This window comes from Bartonella sp. AU18XJBT, assembly GCF_028618595.1.
Classification (GTDB): domain Bacteria; phylum Pseudomonadota; class Alphaproteobacteria; order Rhizobiales; family Rhizobiaceae; genus Bartonella.
Map to the genome: position 1 here is coordinate 1 of NZ_JAQITE010000111.1, position 2229 is coordinate 2229.

The window sequence follows — 2229 nt, forward strand, 5'->3', positions numbered from 1 at the left end:
ATCAGTTTGTTCAAGAAAATCCCGTCTCTTGTGCTTTACAACGTGTACTCAATGTCCTTGATAAAGTTACCCCTAAAGAAGAATCTCAAGATCTCAAAAATATTTCTAGGAGCGTACAATTTTACACACGTGGAATTACCACTCTTGAAGCACAACAAAGCTTAATTGTAGAACTTTATAATGAATTTTTCCGTTATGCTTTTCCACGTACGGTAGAAAAATTAGGAATTGTTTATACACCCATTGAGGTTGTGGATTTTATCATTCATTCTGTTGATGATGTCTTGCATAATGAATTTGGAAAAAGCCTAGGATCACGTGGTGTTTCTATTCTCGACCCTTTCACTGGAACTGGAACCTTTATCACACGGCTTTTACAATCTAATCTCATCAAATCAGAGGATATGGAATATAAATACCGTTACGATATCCATGCCAATGAGATTGTTTTACTCGCTTATTACATAGCAGCCATTAATATCGAAGCAACTTATCATGGTCTTATGAAAGGGAATTATATCCCATTCAAGCATATTGGTTTGGCTGATACGTTTCGGATGCTTGAAGAGAAAAATCTGCTGCAAAAATTATTTAAAGAAAACAGTGAATATTTAGAACATCAGAAAAAACTGAATATCCAAGTTATCTTTGGTAACCCTCCTTATTCAACAAAGCAAAAAAACGAAAATGATAATGCAAAAAACACACCCTATCCCATATTAGATAAACGTATTAGTGAGACTTATGCTGCTCAGTCAAAAGCAACCAATATGCAAGCACTTTATGATAGCTATATCCGTGCTATTCGCTGGGCTAGTGACCGTATTGATAATGCTGGGGTAATCGGCTTTGTCACAAATGCCGGTTTTATTACTGGACATTCTATGGATGGTTTACGCAAATGCCTCGTTGAGGAATTTAGCAGCCTTTATATTTTCCATTTGCGGGGGAATGCGCGGACTTCTGGAGAACAACGGAAGAAAGAAAGTGGTGGAGTTTTTGGTGAAGGTTCTCGAGCCCCTATAGCTATCTCTATTCTCGTAAAAAATCCAGAATCTCAACAGCGTGGGAAGATATATTTCCGTGATATTGGAGATTATCTTACGAGAAAAGAAAAGCTTACAATAATTGAATCCCTTGGAAGCATTAATGGTATTACACGGAGTGAACAAGGCTGGCAAATAATTACACCAGATAAGCACGGTGATTGGCTTGGTCAACGCGATGATAGTTTCAAGACGTTTCTAGCTTTAGGTGTTAAAAAAGGGCATGATCAAAAGCTGTTTGAGATTTATTCATGTGGTCTAAAAACCAATCGTGATGCTTGGGCGTATAACTCAAGCCGTGAAACACTAGCAAAAAATATGCGTAATATGATTGCTTTCTACAATAGTGAAGTGGAACGTTTTAATGGTGCTTATACACATGATGACGGTAAAACACGTACTAAAACTGTAGACAATTTCGTAAATTCAGATGCAAGAAAAATCAGTTGGAATTATTCTCTTAAAGAAGACTTGATAAAAGGAAAGACTTTCAAGTTTGAAGAAAATTGCCTTTCTCAAAGTTCATATCGTCCTTTTACGCAACAGTGGCTTTATTATAATCGGAATTTCAACGATGGAATTTACCAAATGCCTCGTATATTTCCGATAGGGCAAGCGGTTAAAAACAGAATGATACAAATTACAGGCATAGGAGCAAAGAAAGACTTTTCTGTGTTTATGACTACGAGTATACCTGATATTCAAGTGATAGAGAATGGACAATGTTTTTCGCGGTATCTTTATGATGATGTTCCGGTTTCAAAAGGTAAAAATAAGCAACAATCTCATTTATTTTTAATTTCTACAGAAGAAAACACAACATCTGGTTTACAGAGGCGTGATGCTATTACTGATGAAGGGTTAGCACATTTTAAAGCCGCTTATCCCAATGAAAAAATCTCTAAGGATGATCTATTCTATTATGTTTATGGGATTTTACATTCAGAAGATTACCGTACTCGCTATGCTGATAACCTCTCTAAAGAATTGCCTCGTATCCCTTGTGTAAAGAGTGCTGAAGATTTTTGGAAGTTTGTAACAGCAGGGCGTGAACTGGGTCATTTGCACGTAAATTATGAAGATGTAGAGCCTTATCCAGTGACCTTTAAAAAAGGTAATCCAAAATTAACAGACATCTCTAATCCAGAAAAGTTTTATTACGTGACTGAAATGAAATTCGCAA

General features: G+C 36.3%; 1 protein-coding gene. It reads left to right on the top strand.

Features of this window, described 5'->3' with window-relative positions; genetic code table 11:
* Nucleotides 1-2229, top strand: a 2229-nt coding sequence (locus tag PVV60_RS10260) for a type ISP restriction/modification enzyme (RefSeq protein ID WP_273724647.1), incomplete at both ends; no start/stop codon positions are given.